The 24,099-nt window shown below is 70.6% G+C and carries 18 protein-coding genes; 5 read left to right on the forward strand and 13 right to left on the reverse strand.

Translation table 11 applies throughout. The annotated features are described in order from the left end of the window. Window positions 1-48: 48 nt before the first annotated feature. The 3 genes from AB0I98_RS19520 to AB0I98_RS19530 all read right to left on the reverse strand — a co-directional run bounded on the left by AB0I98_RS19520 (window position 49) and on the right by AB0I98_RS19530 (window position 5,544). A complete protein-coding gene (locus tag AB0I98_RS19520; RefSeq protein ID WP_362943145.1) occupies window positions 49-2,034 on the reverse strand; it encodes an ATP-dependent DNA helicase in 1,986 nt (661 codons plus the stop codon). A 496-nt stretch (window positions 2,035-2,530) separates the two neighbouring features. After that, window positions 2,531-3,214 (reverse strand): GNAT family N-acetyltransferase, encoded by a 684-nt coding sequence (locus AB0I98_RS19525; RefSeq protein WP_362943272.1) that lies wholly within the window; start codon window positions 3,212-3,214, stop codon window positions 2,531-2,533. Window positions 3,215-3,723: 509 nt separating this feature from the next. Next, window positions 3,724-5,544: an IucA/IucC family protein gene (locus tag AB0I98_RS19530; RefSeq protein WP_362943275.1), complete on the reverse strand. Its 1,821-nt coding sequence runs from the start codon at window positions 5,542-5,544 to the stop codon at window positions 3,724-3,726. On the opposite strand from AB0I98_RS19530, the gene AB0I98_RS19535 reads away from it, so the two are divergent. Beyond that, a complete protein-coding gene (locus AB0I98_RS19535) occupies window positions 5,536-5,664 on the forward strand; it encodes a hypothetical protein (protein WP_362943290.1) in 129 nt (42 codons plus the stop codon). The two genes, AB0I98_RS19530 and AB0I98_RS19535, sit on opposite strands and share 9 nt — an antisense overlap. 279 nt (window positions 5,665-5,943) lie before the next feature. Here the strand turns inward: AB0I98_RS19535 and AB0I98_RS19540 are convergent, their stop codons facing one another. Continuing rightward, entirely contained in the window at window positions 5,944-7,560 is a 1,617-nt protein-coding gene (locus AB0I98_RS19540; protein WP_362943148.1) for a diaminobutyrate--2-oxoglutarate transaminase family protein, read from the reverse strand. A 352-nt stretch (window positions 7,561-7,912) separates the two neighbouring features. Between AB0I98_RS19540 and AB0I98_RS19545 the strand changes: the two genes are divergently transcribed. After that, a complete protein-coding gene (locus AB0I98_RS19545) occupies window positions 7,913-9,127 on the forward strand; it encodes a hypothetical protein (RefSeq protein WP_362943151.1) in 1,215 nt (404 codons plus the stop codon). Window positions 9,128-9,287: 160 nt separating this feature from the next. Here the strand turns inward: AB0I98_RS19545 and hflX are convergent, their stop codons facing one another. From hflX to miaA, 6 genes are all read right to left on the reverse strand, one after another. Then, window positions 9,288-10,781, reverse strand: a complete 1,494-nt coding sequence (hflX, locus tag AB0I98_RS19550) for a GTPase HflX (protein WP_362943154.1) — start codon at window positions 10,779-10,781, stop codon at window positions 9,288-9,290. A 160-nt stretch (window positions 10,782-10,941) separates the two neighbouring features. Then, window positions 10,942-12,405 (reverse strand): M1 family metallopeptidase, encoded by a 1,464-nt coding sequence (locus AB0I98_RS19555; RefSeq protein WP_362943157.1) that lies wholly within the window; start codon window positions 12,403-12,405, stop codon window positions 10,942-10,944. A gap of 120 nt (window positions 12,406-12,525) precedes the next feature. Continuing rightward, window positions 12,526-14,640 carry an HD domain-containing protein gene (locus AB0I98_RS19560; protein ID WP_362943160.1) on the reverse strand — a complete coding sequence of 705 codons (2,115 nt, stop codon included), beginning with the start codon at window positions 14,638-14,640 and terminating at the stop codon, window positions 12,526-12,528. 279 nt (window positions 14,641-14,919) lie between these two features. Beyond that, window positions 14,920-15,789: a diaminopimelate epimerase gene (gene dapF, locus AB0I98_RS19565; protein ID WP_362943163.1), complete on the reverse strand. Its 870-nt coding sequence runs from the start codon at window positions 15,787-15,789 to the stop codon at window positions 14,920-14,922. A gap of 34 nt (window positions 15,790-15,823) precedes the next feature. Further along, a complete protein-coding gene (locus tag AB0I98_RS19570) occupies window positions 15,824-16,321 on the reverse strand; it encodes a hypothetical protein (RefSeq protein ID WP_362943278.1) in 498 nt (165 codons plus the stop codon). A gap of 108 nt (window positions 16,322-16,429) precedes the next feature. Next, window positions 16,430-17,368 carry a tRNA (adenosine(37)-N6)-dimethylallyltransferase MiaA gene (gene miaA / locus AB0I98_RS19575; RefSeq protein WP_362943166.1) on the reverse strand — a complete coding sequence of 313 codons (939 nt, stop codon included), beginning with the start codon at window positions 17,366-17,368 and terminating at the stop codon, window positions 16,430-16,432. A 284-nt stretch (window positions 17,369-17,652) separates the two neighbouring features. Here miaA and AB0I98_RS19580 point away from each other — a divergent pair, with 284 nt between their 5' ends. Both AB0I98_RS19580 and AB0I98_RS19585 read left to right on the forward strand, forming a co-directional pair. Continuing rightward, window positions 17,653-17,829 (forward strand): gliding motility protein, encoded by a 177-nt coding sequence (locus AB0I98_RS19580; RefSeq protein WP_362943169.1) that lies wholly within the window; start codon window positions 17,653-17,655, stop codon window positions 17,827-17,829. Window positions 17,830-17,854: 25 nt separating this feature from the next. Beyond that, complete coding sequence (locus AB0I98_RS19585; protein WP_301984758.1) at window positions 17,855-18,127, forward strand: antitoxin; 273 nt, start codon at window positions 17,855-17,857, stop codon at window positions 18,125-18,127. 98 nt (window positions 18,128-18,225) lie between these two features. Here the strand turns inward: AB0I98_RS19585 and AB0I98_RS19590 are convergent, their stop codons facing one another. Continuing rightward, complete coding sequence (locus AB0I98_RS19590) at window positions 18,226-18,957, reverse strand: class III extradiol dioxygenase subunit B-like domain-containing protein (protein ID WP_362943172.1); 732 nt, start codon at window positions 18,955-18,957, stop codon at window positions 18,226-18,228. 67 nt (window positions 18,958-19,024) lie between these two features. Beyond that, window positions 19,025-20,545 (reverse strand): tRNA (N6-isopentenyl adenosine(37)-C2)-methylthiotransferase MiaB, encoded by a 1,521-nt coding sequence (miaB, locus tag AB0I98_RS19595; RefSeq protein ID WP_362943175.1) that lies wholly within the window; start codon window positions 20,543-20,545, stop codon window positions 19,025-19,027. Between the two features lie 119 nt (window positions 20,546-20,664). Between miaB and AB0I98_RS19600 the strand changes: the two genes are divergently transcribed. Next, window positions 20,665-22,248, forward strand: a complete 1,584-nt coding sequence (locus AB0I98_RS19600) for a carboxylesterase family protein (protein ID WP_362943178.1) — start codon at window positions 20,665-20,667, stop codon at window positions 22,246-22,248. Here AB0I98_RS19600 and AB0I98_RS19605 read toward each other — a convergent pair. Continuing rightward, window positions 22,187-24,052, reverse strand: coding sequence for a cellulase family glycosylhydrolase (locus AB0I98_RS19605; RefSeq protein WP_362943281.1), 1,866 nt, complete (start codon window positions 24,050-24,052; stop codon window positions 22,187-22,189). The two genes, AB0I98_RS19600 and AB0I98_RS19605, sit on opposite strands and share 62 nt — an antisense overlap. Window positions 24,053-24,099 lie beyond the last annotated feature (47 nt).

The raw sequence follows: 24,099 nt of genomic DNA on the forward strand, positions 1-24,099 counted from the left end.
CGGGGCCCTGTGCTGTCCGGCTCCACCCCGACGGGCGGAGCCGGTTTCTCATCCGGCCTGTTGCGCAGTCGCCTGCTGCGCTGCCGCGTCGATCGCGGCCAGCGACTTCCGGACCTGGTCGCGGTCCGTGGTGTACCAGAAGTCGGGCAGTGACGCCTTCAGATAGCCGCCGTATCGCGCCGTGGCCAGTCGCTGATCCAGTACGGCCACCACGCCGCGGTCTCCCGACGCCCGTACGAGGCGGCCGGCGCCCTGGGCCATGAGCAGGGCCGCGTGTGTGGCGGCGACCGCCATGAAGCCGTTGCCGCCGTTGTCCTCCACCGCCTTCTGGCGGGCGCTCATCAGCGGATCGTCAGGGCGCGGGAAGGGGATCTTGTCCATGACGACCAGCTGACAGCTCGGGCCGGGGACATCGACCCCCTGCCACAGCGACAGCGTGCCGAACAGGCACGTCTTGGGATCGGCTCCGAAGTTCTTGATCAGCTCACCGAGCGTCTCCTCGCCCTGGAGGAGGATCGGGAACTCGGGGATACGGGAGCGCAGTTCCTCGGCGGCCAGTTGGGCGGCCCGCATCGAGGAGAACAGGCCCAGAGTGCGGCCGCCCGCCGCCTGGATCAGTTCGGTCAGCTCGTCCAGCATGTCCGCGCGGTCGCCGTCGCGCGCGGGGCGGGACAGGTGCTTGGCGACGTACAGGATGCCCTGCTTGCGGTAGTCGAAAGGTGAGCCGACGTCGAGGCCCTTCCACTGAGGGAGATCGTCGCCCTCCGTGCCCTCGGGGGCCAGCCCCAGGGAGGCACCGACGCCGTTGAAGTCGCCGCCCAGCTTCAGGGTCGCGGAGGTCAGAACGACCGAGCGGTCGGTGAAGAGCTTCTCCCTGAGGAGGCCCGACACGGACATCGGGGCGACGCGCAGTGAGGCGCCGAAGCGGTCATGGCGCTCGTACCACACGACGTCCCACTCGGAGCCGTTGGTGATCCGCTCCGCCACGTCATGCACGCTTTCCACGGAGGCCAGGGCCTGTTTGCGGACCGCGTCCTCATCCTGGACCGACTTGTCGCGGGTCCCGCCGATCGCGGAGATGACCGTACGGGCGGCGTCGCGTAGTGCCATGAGCGCGTAGCCGAGATCCTCCGGAATCTCCTCGAGACGACCAGGCAGGGCCAGTTCCATCAGCCGCTCGAAGCCCTCTGCGGCGGTCTGGAGCTGGTCGGCGGCCTTCTCGTTGACGAGCTTCGCTGCGCGCCTCACCGCGCGATTGACCTGGCCGGGGGTGAGCTCACCGGTGGCCACGCCGGTGACCCGGGAAACCAGTTCATGCGCCTCGTCCACGATCAGCACCTCGTGCTGGGGGAGGACCGGGGCGCCCTCGATAGCGTCGATCGCGAGCAGGGCGTGGTTGGTGACGACGACCTCGGCGAGCTTGGCACGCTCGCGGGCCATCTCGGCGAAGCACTCGGCACCGTACGCGCATTTCGTGGCGCCCAGGCACTCTCTCGACGAAACCGAAATCTGCGCCCAAGCGCGGTCGGACACGCCGGGGGTGAGGTCGTCGCGGTCACCGGTCTCCGTGTCCTGGGACCAGTCGCGCAGCCTGAGCAGATCCTGGCCCAGCTTGCTGGTGGGTGCGGCTGCCTCGAACTGGTCGAAGAGGCCCTCTTCCTCGTCCTGCGGAACGCCTTCGTGGAGGCGGTGCAGACACAGGTAGTTCGACCTGCCCTTGAGCATCGCGAACTCCGGACGGCGGCGCAGCAGCGGATGCAAGGCATCGACCGTGCGCGGCAGATCCCGCTCCACGAGCTGGCGCTGCAGCGCCAGCGTGGCGGTCGCCACGACGACGCGCTCTCCGTGCGCGAGCGCGGGCACGAGATAGCCGAGCGACTTTCCGGTGCCGGTGCCGGCCTGGACCAGCAGATGGGAGCCGTCGTCGATCGCCTTCGCGACGGATTCGGCCATGGTCACCTGACCGGGGCGCTCCGTACCGCCGACGGCAGTGACGGCAGCATGCAGGAGTTCGGGGAGTGAGGGCTTCGTCATAGCGCGACCACCCTACGGCCCACCACTGACAAACGAGCGGTCAAGGCGAGGCGAGGGGCTGGATCAAGACCGTGGGCTGCGCGGTTGGAGATCGGATCGGTTCGGTTGCCGGTCAGGGGTGACCTGATCGGGGTGGAGGTGGGTCACAGGTGGCTCGGATCGGTTCGGTTGTGAGCGGGGGCGGGTTTGGTCGCGTGGGCAGCTGCGGGCGCGATTCTGCGGAAAGTCGGGGAGCCGCTGGGTGGGGTGTGCAGGAACGATGCCGGTCCGCGGTAACGCACCGACCGGTCGAGCCGAGGTATCGCGTCGATGGCCGAAGACCGGCCCCCGGTTTATGGCATCGACCAGCCTCGGGTAGGCGCGGATCGGCCTTGAGCAGGGGGCCCACCGGCGTCAGACAGGTCGGCAGGCAGGCAGCAGCCGACTCGGTCCGGTGGCAGTGGGAACCGGATCGACTCGAGCGGTGTACCAAAAGTGACAGCGTGATGGCGCAGCGCTACAGCAGATGGCGCAGGGAACGGTCTCGGACCATCAGGGCGGCCCGCTTGGCAGGCAGGTCGACCTCGGCGGAGAACCGGAAGCCCGCGCTCAGGAATGCGGCTACGGAGGGGGTGTTGCGAAGATCGGGTTCCGCGATGACGCGTGCGCAGGCGGGCCGCTTGTCGAGCGCGAGGTCGGCGACAGCTCTGAGCAGGGCGGCGCCGAGTCCCCGCCCGCGATCGGCGACTCGACCGATGAGGAGGTGGATTCCAGTGTCGTGAGGTCGAGCGGGATAGTGGCGGGCCAGCGGGTCGAGGTCCGCTCGATAGACCTCCCAGTAGCTCATCGGCGTGCCCTCCAGCACGCCGAGGCAGGGGATGCTGCGTCCGTCTCCGGCGAACTGGGCACGCACATGGTCCTCGGTCGTGTTCTGGGCGCCCTCCAGCCCCCAGAATGCGGCCACGGCGGGGTCGTTCATCCAGCGGCTGATGAGCGGCAGGTCCTGCTCCAGGTCCACCGGGACGAGCCGGAACACGCCTGCTGGTGTGACGGTCGGCCCCCAGTCGGCGACGTGGTCGAGCAGGTCGTCGTCGGCCTGTACGGAAGAGACGGAATGAGGCGCGTCCCCACCGCGGCTCCGCTTCCCATCCGTGCCGGCGTGCCGCCCCGTCGCGGCACCCACAAGCGCGTCCGCTCGCATCTCGGGGCCGGACCGATGGGTCAGCCCGTGCGCGTCTGTCTGCCAGTCGGCGTCGGCCCGCTCCTGCGTGTCCGTCTGCCAGTCATCGTCGCCGTGCTCCCCCGCGTCCGTCTGCCGCCCGGCGCCGACCTGCTCCCGCGCGCGGGACTGCTCCCCGACGCCAGCCTGCTCGTGCACAGCGGTCTGCTCCTCCCCGGCGGCCCGATCCCCCGTGACGGCCCGATCCTCCGCGCCGGCCCGATCCTTCGCCAGAAGGGCGATGAACTCGTCGGGCAGGCGCAGGTCGAGGGTGTCCTCGCAGTCCGCCTCCGAGCAGGCGTCCGTCCCGGTCCTGCTCTCGTCGGCATCAGGGCTCGGACGGGTGGCGCTTTCGCCGGCGGGGGCGGCACCACCGTCAGTGACAGCTGCGGTACCGGCGTCGGCGCTCGCGTCGGTGGGAGGCATTGTGACGCTCCTCTCAGGAGAAGGAGTGAGGCATGTTCCTCGGAAGTGAAGGGAGTTGGTGATGGTCAGAAATGGAGGGGGTTGGCGATGGTGACGTAGACGGACTGGGTGTCGACCGGGCCGATCAGCTCGTCGAGGCCGTGCAGCCGGGTCAGCAGGTTGGCCTTGCAGCGCAGCACGGGTGAGTCGAGCAGCTGGGTGGGCAATGAGCTGCGCAAGCGGGCTGGGCCGACAGCGACCTCGCCGAGGAAGCGGCGGAAGGCGGCGAGCAACAACTGCTCGTCGACGAGGCGCTGGGAGCCGAACGCACCGATGAGGCCGAGTACGTTGTTGATCGCCAGGTAGTAGGCGAAGCGCTCGTCGGCGACCTCGTCGGAGACGAAGGTGTCGCTGTGCCGGCCGAGTCCGGGCAGCCGGGCCTCGAGTTCCGCGCGCCGGGACTCACGGAAGTAGTAGCCCTGGTTGTCGCGGTAGCGACCGCCGGTCGGCCAGCCGTCGGCGTCCAGCAGAAGCAGCGTGTTCTGCTGGTGTGCCTCCAGTGCGATGCCCGCCTCCGCGTCCAGCCACAGGACGGGCCGGACGACCTGCTCGAGGTAGCGGAGGAACCACTCGGCGGCAACCGCGCCGAGAGGTCGGCCGGTCCGGTCGGCGAGACGCGTGACCACCTCTGCCAGACGGGACTTGACGCATGGCCGACGCGATGGGGCGCCGCCGGACTCGGAGCAGCCTGCGACCGTGTCCGATGGAGGGTACGGCCGGAGGGAGACAAGTGATGCGACGCAGGAGACGTCGTCCGAGGAGCTGAACGGATTGTGCCGGATCATCACGTCGAGGCCGGGCACGGGGTTGCCGTCCAGCGTGTCGACGGCGAGCCAGGCCGGGTCGCGGACGATGTCGAAGCCCGGGTGGACCGCCTGCCACTGCTTGGCCAGGCCACTGCGCAGCAGACGGTGGACCTCGACGCCGCGGTGGAGCTCCTTGCGGAGGTTCTCCCGGCGGGAGTTGGTGATGCGCAGGCCCAGGGACAGCTTGAGCATCGCTGGGGCGTCGGAACGGTAGACGGTTCGCACGGAGGAGGTGGGATGCCACGGGGTGCCGTGCTCGCCGAGGTCACGGAGCAGTCCTGCGTCGAGCAGAGCGGCGGTCTCGGGGCTCCTCTGGACTTCGCGCAGTTGCCAGGGGTGCAGCGGGAGGACGGCATGGCCGTCGGGCAGAGGCAGTTCCGCCTCGGCCAGTCGTGCGGTGAGCTGCAGAGCCCGGACAGGGCGGCCTCGTTCGGTCCAGGCGGAGTCGGTGGCGAGGACGGAGGGGGCGACAGCCAGCCAGTGCAAGGGGAAGGAGCCGCGCAACTCGGGTGAGTAGCACCGTGCTTCGCGCTCGGAGAGCCCTTCGCGGCTCTTCGGGGTCGGGTGCAGTGGGTGGCCGAGCAGGAGCGCTTGTTCAGCCGCGAGGAAGAGGTCGGGTGCGTCGGAAGGGTGTTGCCGACGGTCCTTGATGAAGGAGGTGGTCAGTCGGACGGAGTCGGCGACACGGGAGACGAGGTCGGTGCGGCTGGCGGGGTCGGGCGTGGTGCGATCGGCTGCACCAGGGATGGCTGGCCGGTCCTCCACCGGAGATGTCTCCCTGGTGAGCAGCGCCGCGACCGTGACGGCGTCGGCCGGTGGGGATGCCTCCGGGGCGTTGGCAAAGCGGGGAAGGCCGAAGCGGTGGCAGCCCGTCGGGGACCAGTAGTGGACCGGGACGAGCAGGGCCGTGCCGCTGGCCGGCAAGGGGATGCGGAGGGTGCCGTTGTCGGGAGAGGGGAGGTTGGTCTCGCGCACCCAGCAGCGCACCAGGTTCTCCACGGCCGCGGACTGAGCCGCCGTATGCGGGTCCGGATGTTCCAGAAGGTCGGCGGTCCCCTCGTGTGGCCTTCCGGCGTCAAGGGCTCCGTCCTGCTCGGGTCGGCGTTCCCCATCGGGAGCCCCGCCCTGTTCCGGGACCCGTTCCGGGCGCTCGGCGGATGACGGGGAGGTCGGCTGTGCCGTGGCCGTCAGGGGAAACCCAGGTTTGGCAGGGCCTGACAGATCCGTTGCCGCGTGGACGCCGGATGCGGGAGTGGTGTTCAACGCTGTTCCTCATGAGGCGGTTCTGGCTCGTTGCGCGATGAGCTCTGGAGGGGAGATGGCATGGGCGAAAGAGCCGGCCGGGCGGCGCATCGGTGCCCGTGCAACGGCGGACGCACGGGCGTTCAGGCGAGCCCTTCCCGGGTCACCGACCCACCCGTTCGCTGGGCGGATTCGCCATCACGTCGGCGCGACTGGTGCCTCGCGTCGGGACGGATGACGATCCCGGGCCACTGCGGCCACAGCATCGGCCAGTCGGTCGAGCACCGCGGTCGCCTGCTCGTCGCTGATCGTCAGCGGTGGCAGGAGCCGTACGACGCTTGAGTGCCGTCCACCGAGCTCGACGATCAAGCCTCGACGCAGGCATTCCCGCTGTACGGCGGCCGCGAGTTGGGGAGCAGCCGGGTGAGGAGCGCGAAGGGGTGCCTGCGCATCCGCAGGGCCAACTGCCGTGCCCACGCGACCTTGCGCGGCGGCACCCGCGTACGCCTCATCACCGGCACGACCCCAACCACCCGAATCACCCGCCAGTCCCCCTCCGCCTCCCGCCGAGTCAAGTCCCGCCCAAGCGGCGCCTCCACCCACCTCACCGTCAGCCCCACGCTCCGGCGCCGCACCCGCCTCCGGATCCACCACCTCGACGCCGATCATCAGCCCCCGTCCCCGCACATCACCCACGCAGGAGAACTCATCAGCAAGGGAGCGAAGTTGGGAAAGCATTCGGGTGCCGAGATCGGCCGCCCGTTCGGCGAGTCGGTTCTCGCGGACGTGGGCCAGCGTCGCCGTCCCCGCTGCCATGGCGAGTTGGTTGCCGCGGAAGGTGCCTGCGTGGGCGCCGGGTTGCCAGACGTCGAGGTCGTCGCGGTAGACCACGAGCGCCAGGGGCAGGCTGCCGCCGATGGCCTTGGAGAGGACCATCACGTCGGGGGTGACTCCGCTGTGCTCGACCGCCCAGAAAGCACCGGTGCGCCCGACACCCGTCTGGACCTCGTCGGCGATGAGCGGGATGGACCGGGCGGCGGTGATCTCCCGCATTCGGCGCATCCAGGTGTCGGGCGCGGGGATGACCCCGCCCTCGCCCTGCACGGGTTCGAGGATCATCCCAGCGGGGCGCGGCACGCCGGACTTGGGGTCGTCGAGGACGGACTCGGTCCAGCGAGCGGCGAGTTCGGCACCGTGTGCACCGCCGATGCCAAAGGGACAGCGGTAGTCCTGCGGGTAGGGCAGCCGTGTGACCCGTACGTCGAAGGCGTGCCCGGACGCTTCGAGGGCGCCGGCGGTCATCCCGTGGTAGGCGCCGGTGAAGGCGAGCATCCCGGTGCGCCCGGTGGCGGACCGTACGAGCTTGAAGGCGGCCTCCACCGCGTCCGTGCCGGCCGGTCCGCAGAACTGCACGCGCGCGTGGTCGGCGAGGCCCGGCGGCAGGGTATGGAACAGCTCCGTGATGAACGCGTCCTTGACGGGCGTCGCCAGGTCGAGGACGTGCAGGGGTGCGCCGGAGTCGAGAACCTTGCGGATGGCCTCCAGGACGACCGGATGGTTGTGCCCCAGGGCGAGGGTTCCGGCGCCGGAGAGACAGTCGAGGTAACGGCGTCCGTCCGCACCCTCGATGGTGAGCCCGCGTGCCCGCACGGGCACGATCGGCAGGGCACGCGCGTAGGTGCGTGCCGCCGACTCGCGTGCCGACTGGCGCCGCAGGATCCCCTCGTGCACGGAGCGCGTCCCCGCGGCATGACGCGTCCCAGACACCCCCGCCGGCTCCGCAGTCCCCCCGGGCGCAGACTCGGTCACGGTCACGGCTCCCTGTCCTCCCGCTGTCCAGGGGTGCCCGGGTCCCGGCATCAACCGCCCGACACCCGACACCCGGCATTTTTCGCACACTTGGCACTGCGCATTCAGCGCTGGGGACCGCACACGCGGACAGCAGGCCGCCCCCCACCGCTACAACCGCGCACTGCTGACCGGGTTACGGGTTGCCTCAAGATCCTTCCCGTGACGGAACTGTTGCTGTTCCGTCGGAAGTCCCCCACAGCGAGCGCATAGTGTGAGTTGCCGTTCCTGGACGCCGTGGCGTCAGCCGGCACCACGTGGGCTCCGCGCGAGAGCACGCCGCAGCGCCGCATTCGTTTACCTCAGGGGGAGTCAGATCATGCGATCGACAAGGCCTTCGTTCACCGCTCGCCGAGAAGGGAGCGCGCGCCGCAGAACCTCCCCCGTACTGACCGCCGTTGCGCTCGCCTCCGCGCTCCTGCTCACCGCGACCGCCTGCGACTCGGGCGACGCCGATGCGGGCGGCCAGGCCTCGGCCTCCGCCGAGGGCGACGGCAAGATCACGATCCCGGACGACATCAAGGACCGGCTCAAAGAGCACGGGATCGACATAGACAACTGGAAGAACGGCGCCTGGAAGGACTGGAACAAGGACGACTGGCTGCGTGAGGCCGAGGACTTCGTCAACCCCATCATCGCGGACCTGTGGAACCCGGACCGGATGCGGGACGCCGAAGAGCCGGACCAGGGTGTCGACGACAGCGACCTCGCCGGTGACCAGGGTGTGACCGACCCGACGCCCGAGCCGGTGGACGCCAAGGCCGTACCGCCTACGTACCACGACAATGCCGCCACGGCAGGAAAGGTGTTCTTCGACTCCCCCGAGGGCACGATGGTCTGCTCGGCGACGGTCGTGCAGGATCCGGCCAACCCCGGCAAGTCCAACATGGTGTGGACGGCGGGCCACTGTGTGCACGCGGGCAAGAGCGGCGGCTGGTACCGCAACATCGCGTTCGTGCCGTCGTACAACGACTCGGGCAAGTCGGCCGCGGAGTTGGAGAACGCCACCAAGGAGGAGGTCGCTCCCTACGGTGTCTGGTGGGGCGACTGGGCGCAGACCTCGGATCAGTGGATCGAGCAGGGCGGTGCGACGGGTGGGGACGGTGCGTCGTACGACTTCGCCGTCATCCATGTGACGCCCGAGAGCGGCGACGGCAAGTCGCTGGAGGAGACGGTCGGTTCGGCGCTGCCGGTGGACTTCCAGGCTCCGGCCGTGCAGCAGGTGGAGACCATCACGGCGACCGGTTACCCGGCGGGAGCGCCGTTCGACGGCCAGACCCTGTACCAGTGCCAGGACAAGCCCGGGCGGCTGTCGATCAACGCCTCCGACCCGACGATGTACCGCATCGGCTGCACCATGACCGGCGGTTCGTCCGGCGGTGGCTGGGTCACCACGGGTGCGGACGGCGAGGAGACGCTGGTGTCCAACACCTCGATCGGCCCAGTGACCGCGGGCTGGCTGGCGGGTCCGCGGCTGGGTGAGGAAGCCAAGGGCGTGTACGACTCGGTGAGCGAGAAGTTCGCCGGCCAGTGACGCGCGACGGCGGCTCCACGTCGGGAAACGGTCGGCGCCGCGCTGGACGTCGACCTCTCCGCCCCGAAGGCGTACGACGGTCAATGACCCGAGCCGCCCGCGCACGCGGAAGGCCCGCCCCCGCAAGAAGCAGGGGCGGGCCTTCCGTTTCGTACCGGCGTCAGGCGAGCGGTGCCGGAACGTACGGCGTGAGATCCGCCGCCAGTTCCTCATGCACCCGCGCCTTGAGCAGGGTGCCCTCCGGGGTGTGCTCCTCGGAGATCACCTCGCCCTCGGTGTGGGCGCGGGCGACCAGCCTGCCGTGGGTATACGGCACAAGCGCCTCGATCTCGACCGACGGCCGCGGCAGCTCGTTGTCGATGAGTGCCAGCAGCTCGGCGATGCCCCGGCCGGTGCGGGCCGAGACGGCGATGGAGCGCTTCTCGATCCGCAGCAGCCGCTGGAGCGTCAGCGGGTCCGCCGCATCGGCCTTGTTGATCACGACGATCTCGGGTACGTCCGTGGCACCGACGTCCCTGACCACCTCGCGTACGGCGGCCAGCTGCTCCTCCGGGTTCGGGTGCGAACCGTCGACCACGTGCAGGATCAGGTCGGACTGGCCGACCTCTTCCATGGTGGAGCGGAACGCCTCGACCAGGTGGTGAGGCAGATGCCGGACGAAGCCGACGGTGTCCGCCAGCGTGTACTGCCGACCGCTCGGCGTCTCGGCCCGGCGCACGGTCGGGTCCAGGGTCGCGAACAGGGCGTTCTCGACCAGGACGCCGGCGCCGGTGAGGCGGTTGAGCAGAGAGGACTTGCCGGCGTTGGTGTAGCCCGCGATGGCGACCGAGGGCACCTTGTTGCGCCGGCGCACCTGGCGCTGGATCTCGCGGCCGGTCTTCATCTCCGCGATCTCCCGGCGCATCTTCGCCATCTTCTCGCGGATCCGGCGCCGGTCCGTCTCGATCTTGGTCTCACCGGGACCACGGGTGGCGAGGCCGCCGCCCTTGCCGCCGCCCATCTGCCGGGACAGCGACTGACCCCAGCCGCGCAGCCTCGGCAGCATGTACTGCATCTGCGCGAGCGCGACCTGCGCCTTGCCCTCTCGGGACTTGGCGTGCTGAGCGAAGATGTCGAGGATCAGGGCCGTACGGTCGATGACCTTGACCTTGACGACGTCCTCGAGGGCGATGAGCTGGCCCGGGCTGAGCTCACCGTCGCAGATGACGGTGTCCGCGCCGGACTCTACGACGATGTCGCGGAGCTCGAGAGCCTTGCCGGAGCCGATGAAGGTGGCCGCGTCGGGCTTGTCGCGGCGCTGGATCACACCGTCGAGCACGAGCGCGCCCGCGGTCTCCGCGAGAGCGGCGAGCTCTGCCAGGGAGTTCTCCGCGTCCTGCGCGGTGCCCGTGGTCCAGACGCCGACGAGCACGACCCGCTCCAGACGGAGCTGTCGGTACTCGACCTCGGTGACGTCCTCGAGCTCGGTGGAGAGGCCGGCGACGCGGCGCAGGGCCGCACGCTCGGAGCGGTCGAACTGGTCGCCGTCCCGCTCTCCGTCGATCTCGTGGCTCCAGGCGACGTCCTCTTCCATCAGGGCATCGGCCCGAAGACCTTCGGGATAGGCGTGCGCGAGGCGCTCAGTGTCCTGGGAAGGGGAAGAAGAGGAGGTCATTGGGTCCTTACGTCGTTGGAATGCCATTTCGGCGGTCATTGAGCACAACGTACGAGCACCCCGCGAGATTCCCGCGCCCCGTACCCGCCGACCTGACGATGGTCGCACGGTACGGGGCGTCTCGTCACTGTGTTATTCGTCGGGCGCCCCGGGTCAGGCGCTAGGCGCCGGGCGCTTCCGACTTCCAGTCCGGGTGACCTGGCATCGGCGGGGTCTTCGTGCCGTACAGCCAGTCCTGGAAGAAACCGCCGAGGTCGCGTCCGGACACCTCGGAGGCGAGCTGCACGAACTCGGCCGTGGTCGCCGAGCCGTCCCGGTGCTGCTGCACCCAGGTCCGCTCCAGGCGGTCGAAGGCCGGGCGGCCGATCTTCTCGCGCAGCGCGTACAGGACGAGCGCGGCACCGTCGTAGACGTTCGGGCGGAAGATGCCGATCTTCTGGCCGGGCTCGGGCACCTTGGGCGCGGCCGGTGGTCCGCCGGCGGCACGCCATCCGTCGGAGGAGCGGTACGCGGCCTTCATCCTGGTCTGTACCTTCTTGTTCGCCTTCTCCTCCGCGTAAAGGGCCTCGTACCAGGTGGCATGCCCCTCGTTGAGCCACAGATCGGACCACGTGCGGGGGCCGACGCTGTTGCCGAACCACTGGTGGGCCAGCTCATGGACCATGATCGAGTCGACGAACCACTCGGGGAAGCCGGACCCGGTGAACAGGTCTCTCTCGAAGAGAGAGAGGGTCTGCGTCTCGAGTTCGAACCCGGTGTCCGCCTCGGCGATGAGTAGCCCATAGGTCTCGAAGGGGTACGGCCCGACCTTGCCCTCCATCCACTTCATCTGCGCAGGGGTCTTCTTCAGCCACGGCTCGAACAGCTTGCGGTCCTTGGTGGGGACGACGTCCCGGATCCGCATGCCGTGCGGCCCGGTGCGGTGCAGCACCGTGGAGCGGCCGATGGAGACCTGGGCGAGTTCGGTGGCCATGGGGTGCCGGGTCCGGTACGTCCATGTCGTCTTCCCGCGCGCGCGGTCGACGCCGGCCGGCATCCCGTTGGCGACGGCGGTGTGGCCGTCGGGGGCGGTGACCCGGAAGGTGAACATCGCCTTGTCCGAGGGGTGGTCGTTGCACGGGAACACCAGGTGCGCGACGTCGGCCTGATTGGCCATGACGAGCCCGTCGGCGGTCCGCACCCACCCTCCGTCCCGGCCCCCGGCCGCCGGCCGGGGATCGCTGGTGTGCCGCACGGTGATCCGCATCCAGCTGCCGGCGGGCAGCGGATTCGCCGGGGTGACCACCAGGTCCTCCTCCGCGCTGGAGAAGGCTGCCTTTTCCCCGTTGACCTCGACCGACTTGACCTCGCTGTGCGCGAAGTCGAGGTTGACGCGGTCCAGCGCGGTGGTCGTCCAGGCACTGATCGTCGTGACCGCCTGGAGGGGCTTGCTGTTGGTGCCGGGATAGGTGAACGCGAGGTCGTACGACGCCACGTCGTATCCGGGGTTGCCCAGGTGCGGGAAGAGGCGGTCGCCGACGCCGAGGGGGGCCGGCGGGGCGCTTGCCGCGACGAGGCAGACGGACACGGCAGAGGCGAGCAGGGCCGCCTTCAGCCGTCGGGGGGTGCGGGGGGTGAGCAGCATGGACCACGGCTACCAGGGCTCACCCGGAGCACGGCGACGACGCGCGTCCGGCCCACTCGAATGGGGTGCTGAAGGAGGTCGTACGGTGCGGCACGCGCGCGTGGGCCGACGTCCCGCCCCTTACGCCCCCGGTGTCTGGGCCCGTCCCACGTCGTACACCCCTGGCACGTTCCGCATGGCCCGCATGAGGGCGGGGAGGTGGGCGGCGTCCGGGAGTTGGAGGGTGTAGGTGTGGCGGACGCGTTGCTGGCTCGGGGGTTCGACGGTCGCCGACACGATTTCCGCGCCCTCCAGGGCGATGGCTTCCGTGAGGTCGGCCAGGAGATGGGGGCGGCCGAACGATTCGGCGACCAGGGTGACCCGGCACTCGGTGGTGTCGCCCCAGCGCACGCCGACCTCCGCGCGCCCCGAGCTCTTCATGCGCGCCACCGCGGCGCACTCGACGCGGTGCACGGTCACCGCTCCCCCGCGGACGGAGAATCCGGTGACCTCGTCGGGCGGTACGGGCGTGCAGCAGCCGGCGAGCCGTGCGGTCGCGCCGGGCTGGTCGACGACCGCGTTCGCGGCGCCGGGCCGGGTGGCGGGGACGTCGGCGGCGGGCCGCGGGGCCGCGGACGGCGTCTCGCGGCCGCTCTCGGCCTCGGGTTCGGCCGGCGAAGGGTGGGTCGCGAGCCACCGTTGGATCGCGATCCTGGCCGCCGGTGTGTGCGCGTGCTCCAGCCACTCTCTGGAGGGCTCGGAGGCCGGGTCCTGCCCCATGAGGAGCTGGACGGTGTCGCCGTCCCGCAGGACGGTGCTCAGCGTCGCCAGGCGGCCGTTGACGCGGGCGCCCATGCAGGCGTGCGCGTCCTCGCCGTACTGCGCGTACGCGGCGTCGACGCAGGTCGCGCCGTCGGGTAGACCGAGCGTGCCGCCGTCGGGCCGGAAGACGGTGATCTCGCGGTCCTGGGCGAGGTCCTCGCGCAGGGTGGACCAGAAGGTGTCGGGGTCGGGAGCGCCCTCCTGCCAGTCGAGCAGGCGGGAGAGCCAGCCGGGCCGGGTGGGGTCGACGCGCTCGCCGTCGGCCGGGTCCTCGGGGGCGGGGGCGTAGGGGTTGCCGAGCGCGACGACGCCGGCCTCGGCGACCTTGTGCATCTGGTGCGTGCGGATGAGGACTTCGGCGACCTGGCCGTCCTGCCGGGCGACGGCGGTGTGCAGCGACTGGTAGAGGTTGAACTTGGGGACGGCGATGAAGTCCTTGAACTCCGAGACGACGGGCGTCATACAGGTGTGCAGCTCGCCCAGGACGCCGTAGCAGTCCGCGTCCTCGCCCACCAGCACCAGCAGCCGGCCGAAGTCGCAGCCCCTGAGGCGCCCCCGTTTGCGGGACACGCGGTGTACGGAGACGAAGTGCCGGGGCCGGATGAGGACTTCGGCCTGGATGCCCGCGTCGCGCAGAACGGTGCGCACGTCTTGGGCGACTTCGGCGAGCGGGTCGTCGGGGAGCGCCGCGTTGTCGGCGATCAACTTGCGTGTGTGGTCGTACTCCTCGGGGTGCAGGATCGCGAAGACGAGGTCTTCCAGTTCGGTCTTCAGGGCCTGGACGCCGAGGCGTTCGGCGAGCGGGATGAGCACGTCCCGGGTCACCTTGGCGATGCGTGCCTGTTTCTCGGGGCGCATCACGCCGAGGGTGCGCATGTTGTGCAGCCGGTCGGCGAGTTTGATCGACATCACACGGACGTCGCTGCCGGTGGCGACGAGCATCTTGCGGAAGGTCTCGGGTTCGGCGGCGGCGCCGTAGTCGACCTTCTCCAACTTCGTGACGCCGTCGACGAGATAGCGGACCTCGGCGCCGAACTGCTCGCCGACCTGATCGAGGGTCACCTCGGTGTCCTCGACGGTGTCGTGGAGCAAAGAGGCCGTCAAGGTCGTGGTCTCGGCGCCGAGTTCGGCGAGGATCAGGGTCACGGCGAGCGGGTGTGTGATGTACGGCTCACCGCTCTTGCGCATCTGCCCGCGGTGCGAGGACTCGGCCAGCACATAGGCGCGGCGCAGGGGTTCGATGTCGGCGTCGGGGTAGTGCGCGCGGTGGGCCTCTACGACATGGCCGATGGCGTCGGGCAGCCGGTCACGGGCGGTGGGGCCGAGCAGCGCGGCACGGCCCAGGCGGCGCAGGTCGATCCTGGGGAGCGACCTCCTGCGGGGCCCCGTGGGGGCTACGGGACCTGCGGCAGGGTTCGTTGCCTCCGCACTCATGGGCACCTCCGGCTGCGTGGACCGGCGGACGGGGTTGCCCCATGGCGGACGGCGGCTCAGGGGATGGCTTCGTTCCCCCGTCCGGGCCGGTGCTTGATGCTACCGAGCCCATCACGCGCGACTGACCGCCTCTCGCCGAGCGTGAAACGGATCACCCATTCGAGCGATGGTCTGGACGTTTGCGATTTCAGGCCATGTGACCTGCGACCGACGGCAGTTCCGGACCTCAGGAGCCCCTGAAACCAGGACTTCCGGTATCGAGGGTTGCGCTACGGACCGTCACCGAACCGCGTTTTCCAGCCATTCCGCGTCGATCTCTCCCTCGGCCACGATCACCGCGGGACCGGTCATCTCGATCTCGCCGTCGGGCCGCTCGGTGATCACCAGGGTCCCGCCGGGGACATCGACGGTGTACGTCGCCGGAGTGCCGGTGACCGCGGGGTCGGCGCCGTCTCTGCGGGCGGCGGCCACGGCGACGGCGCACGCGCCCGTGCCGCACGAGCGGGTCTCGCCGGCGCCGCGCTCGTGCACCCGCAGCGCGACGTGGGCCGGGCCGCGGTCGACCACGAACTCGACGTTCACCCCGTCCGGGTAGGCGGACGCCGGGTTGAAGGGCGGCGGGGTGAACAGGTTGCCCGCGTGCGCGAGGTCCTCCACGAAGGCGACCGCGTGGGGGTTGCCCATGTTCACGTTCCGCGCGGGCCAGCTGCGCTCGCCGACCCTCACGGTGACGTCCCCTTCGGGCAGACGCGCCTTGCCCATGCCGACCGTGACGGCACCGTCCTTCGCGATGTGCACGGTCTTCACGCCCCCGCGCGTGGCGACGGCGAGGTCACCTTCAGAGACGTGTCCGGCGCGCTGGAGGTAGCGCGCGAACACCCGCACTCCGTTGCCGCACATCTCGGCGATCGAGCCGTCGCCGTTGCGGTAGTCCATGAACCACTCCGCCTCGGCCGCCATGTCCTTGGCCTCGGGGTGCGCGGCGGACCGTACGACATGCAGCAGCCCGTCGCCGCCGATGCCCGCGCGGCGGTCGCACAGGGCGACTACAGCGGCCGGGGACAGATCGATGGCGTTCTCGGGGTCCGGGACGATCACGAAGTCGTTCTCCGTACCGTGCCCCTTGAGGAAGGCGATCCGCGTGCTCATTCCTCGATCGTAAGGGGTGGGTACGACACCGGGCTCAGCGCAGCCGGGCCACTCGCCAGACGGCCAGCACCACAACGGCCGCGACCACCACGACGTACGCGATCACGACCCGCCAGTCCGGGCGGCGGCCCGAGCCGCGCTGGGGCAGGCCGGGCCAGGTGTAGCCGACGCGGCGGGCGGCCATCATGCCCCAGCCGGCCGCGCAGGAGCAGATCAGCAGCCCCAGCATGGCGATCACGGCGCCGCTGTCGCCGAAGTCGAAGGCCAGCGGGAACCCGAACATCAAGGAGCCGACCGCGGCCAGGGCGACGATGGGCGCGAGCTGCCAGATGCGCAGTCGGCGCTGCGGCCGCAGCTCGACCTCGACCTCCGGGCCGCCCGCGAGCATCTCGTCGGGTTCAGGGCCGTCGTCGGTCACACCGTCCTCGTCGAGCCCGTCCGGGCTCAGACCGTCGCCGTCCGGCTCCTGCTCACCGCTCTCGGCGGTGAGGGGTTCGGTGTCTTGTGCGGTGTCGCGAGGGCCGGCCTCCATCGCCACGCGCCCTCCCAACTCGGACTCCACTTGGTCGATCGAAGCTCGATGATGGCACGGCGCCGGAGGCCGGGATGGTGGCCGGAGCGTCCCGATGCCATGACGTGATCAGGCTGTAACCGGTCGTTCGAGCAAGGCCAGCGCGAGGTGCGGAAGTTCTGTGAGATCCGCCGCCGCCCCACTCAGCCAGTGCACCCGGGGATCGCGTCTGAACCATGAATCCTGACGGCGCGCGAAGCGCTTGGTGGCACGGACGGTCTCGGCGCGCGCCTCTTCCTCCGTGCACTCCCCCGCGAGCGCCGCGAGCACCTGCTGGTAGCCGAGCGCGCGCGAGGCCGTACGCCCCTCCCGCAACCCATGCGCCTCGAGGGCGCGCACCTCGTCGACGAGCCCCGCCTCCCACATCCGGTCGACCCGGCGGGCGATGCGGTCGTCGAGTTCGGGGCGTGTCACGTCCACGCCGATCTGGACGGTGTCGTAGATCGAGTCATGGCCGGGAAGGTTGGCGGTGAAAGGCCTGCCGGTGATCTCGATCACCTCGAGGGCCCGGACGATACGGCGGCCGTTGCTGGGCAGGATCGCGTACGCGGCCTCGGGGTCGGCGGCGGCCAGCCGGGCGTGCAGCGCGCCGGAGCCGCGGAGCGTGAGCTCCTCCTCCAGGCGGGCCCTGACGTCGGGGTCCGTGCCGGGGAACTCCAGATTGTCGACGGCGCCGCGGACGTACAGGCCGGAGCCGCCGACCAGGATCGGCCAGCGTCCGGCGGCGAGCAGTGTGTCGATCCGTTCTCGCGCGAGTCTCTGGTACTCGGCGACGGACGCCGTGATGGTCACGTCCCAGATGTCCAGGAGGTGGTGCGGGACGCCGGAGCGTTCCTCGGGCGTCAGCTTGGCGGTGCCGATGTCCATCCCTCGGTAGAGCTGCATGGAGTCGGCGTTGACGACCTCGCCGCCGAGACGCTGGGCCAGAAAGACGCCCAGATCGGACTTTCCGGCCGCGGTGGGTCCGACGACGGCGATGACGCGGGGGGCGGGGGGTGCACTGCTCACCGACCCAGTCTCGCAAACCTCCGGCCGCCCTCTCGAACGAGTTACGTGACGGCACGGGCCCGGGGTCGTTCCCTGTTGCGAGGTTTTCGCCGCCGATTTCGAGAGGCGGTGACCCGGGCGGCACGAACGGACGCACCGGGCTACGCGGGAATTCGCCCGCACGAGTAACGTATGGAGTGGATATGGGCGTTTTTGCACGACTTCTCCGAAGGTCGAAGACTACGGAGGAGACGTCAACCACCGAGGCACAGGCCGACACACCGACGGCCGACACCGCGGCGGACGTGACGGAGGCCACTGAGGCGGCGGAGCCGAAGGTGCCGTCCGAGGCCACGGAGGAAGCGGCGGAGACCGCCGAGGCCACCGCCGCGGAGGGTGTCGAGGCCCCCAAGCACGACATCCCCAAGCAGTCCTCGGAGGAGGCCGCCGACCGGGAGGCCGGCGAGGGCGCCCGCACGTAACTGCTCCCGCGAGGGAAGGTGGACCATGGGTCTCCTGGACAAGATGAAGGCCAAACTCGCCCCGGCCAAGGACAAGGTCTCGGGCCTCGCGCAGCAGCACGGGGACAAGATCACGCACGGCCTCGACAAGGCCGCAGAGACTGTCGACAAGAAGACCAAGGGCAAGTACAGCGACAAGATCCAGTCGGGTACGGGCAAGGCCAAGGGAGCCATGGACCGACTCGCGCACAAGGACGACACCGGCACGGGCGACGCACCCACGACGCCGCCGCCGGACTCGCCGCCGCCGACTTCCTGAACGGCACACCGACGGACGGCCGTGGAGCGGATGAGCTCCCGGCCGTCCGCCGTTTCATCCGCGCGGAGCCGTTGCCGCCCTGCCGTGCCGATACGGCTCTACGACCAGGTCGCGACCACATACCCCACGCCGTACGGCGCGTCCTCGTACAGCAGCGCACCCTCCAGCCGCGCCTCCTGGGCCGCGCCCGCGAGGACCTGCCAGGGGGCCCGCCCCGATGCCTTCAGCTCATACGCCAGCTCCACGTCGAGCGCCTTCAGCGCCGCCACGTCCGCCGTCCCGAGCGCACACGCGACCTCCGCGTCGAAGGGCGCCGCCCGCTCGTCGAGATAGCCGGGGGCCTTCAGCGTGCGGCACGCGCTGGCGTCGCCCATCACCAGCAGCGCCACCCGCTCGGCACGCGCGGCGATCGCCCTTCCCATTTCCATACACCGCTCGGCCGCCAGCGGTTCCCCCACACCGAGTCCCTCGATCGGGGCGCCCGACCATCCGATGCGCTCCAGCAGCCATCCGGCCACGGCGAGCGAGGCCGGAAGCCGGCGCTCCGACTCCCCCGGTGCGGTGTCGTCGTCGCCCTTCGCGCGGCCCAGTCGTACGTCGAGATCCACGCCGAAGCCGTGGAAGGAGCCGCGTGTGCCCTCCGGGTGCGTTCCGTGCCCGCTCTGCTCCGCCGGCCCGAGCACCACGAGCAGGTCGGGCCGGGCGGCGGCGAGGACGCCGAGCGCGTTCGTGCACGCCGCGCGCGCGGCGTCCATCTCGGGCGCGGCGCCCGCGGCGACCTCCGGCACGAGGAGCGGTGGGCAGGGGCAGACGGCGGCGGCGACAAACATGGTCGGCAGATTAGCCCCGTAGAGCTGGGACCGAGCTGCGCGCCTCGCTCAGGACCGCCGCCCCAGGTCAGTCGCAGCCGCAGCCGCTGGCCGTGGCGACCGGCAGCGGCTCGGGGACACCGATCTTCGGCAGGCCGAGCATCACGCCGGCCGGTTCGGCCGCCTCTGCGGCGTTGCGCTTCTCCCAGGCATCGCCCGCGCGCGTGGGGCGCACGTCGAGGACGGCGCCCTCGGCGAGGAGGTGGTGCGGGGCGGCGTACGTGATCTCGACGGTGACGACGTCGCCGGGGCGGACCTGCTGGTCGGGCTTGGTGAAGTGGACCAGGCGGTTGTCGGGGGCGCGGCCGGAGAGCCGGTGGGTGGCGCCGTCCTTGCGGCCCTCGCCCTCGGCGACCATGAGCTCCAGGGTGCGGCCGACCTGCTTCTTGTTCTCCGCCCAGGAGATCTCCTCCTGGAGGGCGACGAGACGCTCGTAGCGCGCCTGGACGACCTCCTTGGGGATCTGGTTGTCCATGGTCGCCGCGGGCGTGCCGGGCCGCTTGGAGTACTGGAACGTAAACGCTTGCGCGAACCGGGCCTCGCGGACGGCGTGCAGCGTCTGCTCGAAGTCCTCCTCCGTCTCGCCGGGGAAGCCCACGATGATGTCGGTGGTGATCGCGGCGTGCGGGATGGCGGCGCGGACCTTCTCGATGATCCCCAGGTAGCGCTCCTGGCGGTAGGAGCGGCGCATCGCCTTCAGGACCGTGTCCGAGCCGGACTGCAGCGGCATGTGCAGCTGCGGCATCACGTTCGGCGTCTCGGCCATGGCGGCGATGACGTCGTCGGTGAAGTCGCGCGGGTGCGGGGAGGTGAAGCGGACGCGCTCCAGGCCCTCGATCTTTCCGCAGGCCCGCAGCAGCTTGCTGAAGGCCTCGCGGTCACCGATGTCGGAGCCGTACGCGTTGACGTTCTGGCCGAGCAGCGTGATCTCGGAGACGCCCTCGGCGACCAGGGCCTCGATCTCGGCGAGGATGTCGCCGGTCCGGCGGTCCTTCTCCTTGCCGCGCAGGGCCGGGACGATGCAGAAGGTGCAGGTGTTGTTGCAGCCGACGGAGATCGACACCCAGGCCGCGTACGCGCTCTCGCGCCGGGTCGGCAGCGTCGACGGGAACGCCTCCAGCGACTCGGCGATCTCGACCTGCGCCTCTTCCTGCACGCGCGCGCGTTCCAGCAGGACCGGGAGCTTGCCGATGTTGTGCGTGCCGAAGACGACGTCCACCCAGGGCGCCTTCTTCACGATCGTGTCGCGGTCCTTCTGCGCCAGGCAGCCACCGACGGCGATCTGCATGCCGGGGCGCGAGGCCTTCCTCGGGGCGAGGCGGCCGAGGTTGCCGTACAGCCTGTTGTCGGCGTTCTCACGGACGGCGCAGGTGTTGAAGACGACGACGTCCGCGTCGCCGTCGGAGCCCTCGGGGGCGCGCACGTAACCGGCCTCTTCGAGCAGCCCGGACAATCGCTCGGAGTCGTGGACGTTCATCTGGCACCCGTAGGTGCGCACTTCGTAGGTCTTCACGTCCACTGCCTGGCTCCGGTCGCTGCTGCTGGTCATTCCTCAAGGGTAGGCGGTCCCGGCAGAACCCTTGGCCCCAGTGCCGAGGGCAGGGAGCCGGAGCCCTGGGCCGCCGTAAATGAATGGCACACCGCGCGGCACGCCGGAATGATCCGTGCATGGCCTTCGCCTCGCCCGAGCCTCAGCCCGTAGCCGAACCTCAGCCCGTACTGGTGCGCACGACCGCCGGCACGGTGCGCGGCATCCAGGAGGGCGATGTGGCGGTCTTCCGCGGCATCCCCTTCGCCGAACCGCCGGTCGACGCCCTCCGATTCGCCGCACCTCAGCCCGCGCGCGGGTGGGACGGAGTGCGGCCCGCCCTGGACTTCGGGCCGCCGCCCCCGCAGGGCATGGACACGACCGCGGCGGACTCGCGGGGCGACGAGTGGCTGACGGTCAACGTCTGGACGCCCGAGCCGGACCCGGGTGCGGGGCGTGCGGTGATGGTGTGGATCTACGGCGGCGCCTATACGTTCGGCATGTCCGGCCTTCCCGAGTACGACGGTGCGCGTCTCGCCGAGGACGTCGTCGTGGTGACCTTCAACTACCGGGTCGGCGTGGAGGGTTTCACGCAGATCGAGGGCGCACCGGCCAACCGCGGACTGCTCGACCAGGTCGCGGCCCTGGAGTGGGTGCGCGACAACATCCGGGGCTTCGGCGGCGACCCCGACCGTGTCACCGTCTTCGGTCAGTCGGCGGGCGCCGGTTCCGTCGCCGCGCTGCTGGCCATGCCGCATGCCGCCGGGCTCTTCCGGAGGGCGGTCGCGCAGAGCGTGCAGGGCACGTTCTTCTCACCGGAACTCGCCGCGGACATAGCAGCCGCATGCGCGTCCGAGCTGGGCCTGCGTCCCACGGCCGCCGAGCTGTCCACGGTGGACCCGCAGCTGCTGGCCGCCGCCGGAGACGCGGTCATCGCCCGGATGCCCGCGTCGGTCGAGCGGTGGGGCCGGGCCGCGTACCGGTCGATCATGTACGCGCCCGTCGTCGACGGCGACGTCCTTCCCGTGACGCCCTGGCAGGCCCTGGCCGACGGCGCGGGCCGGGGCATCGACCTCCTCGTCGGGCACGCGCGCGAGGAGCAGCGCTTGCTCAGCCTGCTCGACGGAACGCTCGGTCAGGTCACGGAGGAGCAGGCCGAGGCGGCGCTGCACATGCTCGCCCCGGGGCCGGACGGCACGCGCCGCTTCCGCGACGGCTTCCCCGACGCAGGCCCCGACGCATTGCACGAACTGGTCCTTTCGGACTGGCTGTTCCGCATGCCGAGCCTCCGCCTCGCCCACGAGCAGCAGGCCGTGGGCGGCCGGGCGCACGTCTACGAGCTGACCTGGCCCGCCCCGGGCATGGGCGGCGTCCTCGGCGCCTGCCACGGCCTGGACGTACCGCTCGTCTTCGGGAACCTGGACCGCGGCCAGCCTGCCATGCTGCTCGGCGACGGCCCGTCCCCCGAGGCGGAGGCGTTGTCCGCACGCATGCGCGCGGCGTGGACGCGGTTCGCCGCAGAAGGCGACCCCGGCTGGCCCACGTACGACACGGAGCAGCGCCTGGTGCAGCTCTACGACGCCCGGCCGACCGTCACCCGCTACCCGGAAGAGACCTCACGCCTCCTCTGGCAGCACCACGCCTTCGACCCGCTGCCGCTGCTCAGCTCACCTTCCGGCAGTACAGCGCGTCCGGCGTTCGAGCCGACCCCACCCGGCCGGTGAACGCGATCCCGGCCGCGTACTCGTCGTCCGCGCACTGCCCTTTGTAGTGGCCCTGGGCGAAATCGCCGCCCTTGGGGGCCGATCCCCGGTTGTCGCCCCGGTCGAACCAGACCGTACGGCCGCTTGTGCTCGGGATGGAGCCGACCGCGCACAGGGCGGAGGACACGGCCGCCCCGCGCGCGCTGTACCCGATCAGGAAGTCGCCGTCGGCGCACTGGAGTTTGGTGTAGCCGGAGGCCCAGTCGTTGCCCGGCGTCACATGCCGTTCGTTGACGACCACCTCATGACCGGCCGCGCCCCACGAGGACCCTATGTCCGAGCACAGGCCACGGTTGCCGGTGTGGGCGATGCCGAGCAGCCGCTGTCCGTCGGGGCAGACCGCCTTGCGGGCACCGGAGTCGAAGTCGGGCAGCGCCCGCATCCGCCGGGACTGCACGAAGTCACCGTGGTCGGGGCTGAGCATCGACCACTCCGCGACCGGCGCGACGTGGCCCGTACGCCCTTGCGCCTGGACGAGCCGGGTCCAGGCCGCCGCGCGCCAGTCGTCACCGTCGTACACGCCCATCCGGTGGCCCGCCGCGTCCCAGCGCAGCAGGGCCCAGCCGTTGCCCTTGCGGTCCTCGTGCCAGCCGACGAGCGGCCAGTAGGCGAAGTCGGCGTCGGTTCGGATGAGTTGGTCGACGAAGTTCTCGAACCAGGCGCGCTGCTTGGCACCCGTCTCGTCACGGCCGCCGATGCCGAACTCGCTGATCCAGAGCGGTGCGGTGAAGTGCTGGTCCTGTTCGGCGGTGACGAAGAAGGCCTGGCGGTTCAGCACGTCGATCAGCTCGGTGGGGCTGAAGTCCCGGTAGCGCGGGTCGCTGGTCTCGCCCGTCCCGGTCGCCCCGCTGTGGTTCGGGCCCGTGTAGTCGTAGAAGTGGGCCGAGTACACGAGCTTTCCGGAGTCGACGAGGGTGTGCGAGAGGCGGCGTACGGGCTCCAGGGTGGGGCGTTCGTGCGCGAAGCCGTCGACGGGGATGCCGGTCCAGTTGATGCCCTCGACGATGATCAACAGGTCGGGGTTGGCCTCCGTCAGGATGCGGTCGCCGACGCGCTGGGAGGCGGCGAACCAGTCGTGGCCCTCGCCGAGGCCCCAGTTGGGGTCGTCCCAGATGTTGCGGCGGACCTCGTTGTAGAGGTCGGCGCCGACGACACGATCGTTGTCCCGGTAGCGGCGGGCCATGAACAGCCAGTCGTTCTCCCAGGTTCCGGCGGACTGGCTGGCGTTCCAGCGTTCGTTGCCGTCGACTCCGCAGCACCAACGGGTGGTGTTGGTGTGGTTGTTGAGGATCACGGCGAGTCCGGCGCCGGTGAGTTCGCGCACTACGACGTCGTACACCTGGAGCGGTGTCTTTCCGCGCAGGGACGGATTGGCCGCGACGGCGTCGTCCGTGACGGGAACGGTGTCGTGGATCATCTCGTTGGAGAAGGGGAGGCGGATGCTGTTGATCCCGATCTCCTGGAAACCGGCGATGATCTCGGCCATGGGCGCGCGGTCCAGGCCGAGCGGGATCCGGCCGGAGTTCTCGCCGGCGTGGTGGTTGGCGTCGTCCGCCGTGCTGCCCGAGCCGTTCCAGGTGCCGCTGGCGCCGTGCCAGTTGCCGGAGCGCAGCTTGAAGCGGTCGCCGTCGGCGTCGACGATCCAGCGGCCGCGGGTGCTGAGCGGACCCGTCCAGTCCGCCTCGGCCGCCTGTGCGGGGACGGACGTCAGAGGCACCAGGAGGAGTACGGCGACCAGTGCCGCCTTGAGGAAGCGCATCCGCATTGTCATGGCAGCGTCATGATGACGCGGCGCCCGGACTTAGTCCATAC

Origin of the sequence: Streptomyces sp. NPDC050211 (assembly GCF_040656035.1) — a bacterium.
GTDB lineage: Bacteria > Actinomycetota > Actinomycetes > Streptomycetales > Streptomycetaceae > Streptomyces.

What these genes read in the sequence shown, in the direction of transcription:
- miaB (WP_362943175.1), bottom strand. Translation starts at nt 20,545, where the DNA reads ATGACCAGCAGCAGCGACCGGAGCCAGGCAGTGGACGTGAAGACCTAC.
- AB0I98_RS19585 (WP_301984758.1), top strand. Translation starts at nt 17,855, where the DNA reads ATGGGTCTCCTGGACAAGATGAAGGCCAAACTCGCCCCGGCCAAGGAC.
- AB0I98_RS19590 (WP_362943172.1), bottom strand. Translation starts at nt 18,957, where the DNA reads ATGTTTGTCGCCGCCGCCGTCTGCCCCTGCCCACCGCTCCTCGTGCCG.
- AB0I98_RS19520 (WP_362943145.1), bottom strand. Translation starts at nt 2,034, where the DNA reads ATGACGAAGCCCTCACTCCCCGAACTCCTGCATGCTGCCGTCACTGCC.
- hflX (WP_362943154.1), bottom strand. Translation starts at nt 10,781, where the DNA reads ATGACCTCCTCTTCTTCCCCTTCCCAGGACACTGAGCGCCTCGCGCAC.
- AB0I98_RS19605 (WP_362943281.1), bottom strand. Translation starts at nt 24,052, where the DNA reads ATGCGGATGCGCTTCCTCAAGGCGGCACTGGTCGCCGTACTCCTCCTG.
- AB0I98_RS19525 (WP_362943272.1), bottom strand. Translation starts at nt 3,214, where the DNA reads ATGCGAGCGGACGCGCTTGTGGGTGCCGCGACGGGGCGGCACGCCGGC.
- AB0I98_RS19560 (WP_362943160.1), bottom strand. Translation starts at nt 14,640, where the DNA reads ATGAGTGCGGAGGCAACGAACCCTGCCGCAGGTCCCGTAGCCCCCACG.
- dapF (WP_362943163.1), bottom strand. Translation starts at nt 15,789, where the DNA reads ATGAGCACGCGGATCGCCTTCCTCAAGGGGCACGGTACGGAGAACGAC.
- AB0I98_RS19555 (WP_362943157.1), bottom strand. Translation starts at nt 12,405, where the DNA reads ATGCTGCTCACCCCCCGCACCCCCCGACGGCTGAAGGCGGCCCTGCTC.
- AB0I98_RS19545 (WP_362943151.1), top strand. Translation starts at nt 7,913, where the DNA reads ATGCGATCGACAAGGCCTTCGTTCACCGCTCGCCGAGAAGGGAGCGCG.
- AB0I98_RS19535 (WP_362943290.1), top strand. Translation starts at nt 5,536, where the DNA reads ATGTTCCAGAAGGTCGGCGGTCCCCTCGTGTGGCCTTCCGGCGTCAAG.
- AB0I98_RS19570 (WP_362943278.1), bottom strand. Translation starts at nt 16,321, where the DNA reads ATGGAGGCCGGCCCTCGCGACACCGCACAAGACACCGAACCCCTCACC.
- AB0I98_RS19600 (WP_362943178.1), top strand. Translation starts at nt 20,665, where the DNA reads ATGGCCTTCGCCTCGCCCGAGCCTCAGCCCGTAGCCGAACCTCAGCCC.